This is a genomic window from Peribacillus sp. SIMBA_075, from assembly GCF_046534585.1.
In genome coordinates this window covers 1-255 of sequence record NZ_JAWRYN010001048.1, presented here as the reverse complement: position 1 = coordinate 255, position 255 = coordinate 1, and the positions used below count along the sequence as shown (strand labels likewise).

The 255-nt window shown below is 50.6% G+C and carries 1 pseudogene; it reads left to right on the top strand.

What is annotated here, in order from left to right:
- Positions 1-255: pseudogene (locus SB775_RS31495) on the top strand (glutathione-dependent formaldehyde dehydrogenase); the annotation flags it as partial.

Here is a 255-nt window from a genome sequence, read left to right as displayed (position 1 = left end):
ATTGAGCGCCATCGATATCGCGAAAGATGCCGTCAGCAAATTCGGGACCATCCAATTGACAGGCGTTTACGGATTGACTTATAACCAATTCCCGCTCGGCAACCTGTTCGAGCGCAACGTGACGATGAAAATGGGGCAAGCGCCAGTCGTTCACTTAATGCCGATGCTTCTCGACAAAATTGAAAAAGGCGAGTTCGATCCGCGCGAGATCATCTCCCATATCGTGCCGCTCGAGAAAGCAAGTGAAGCATACCA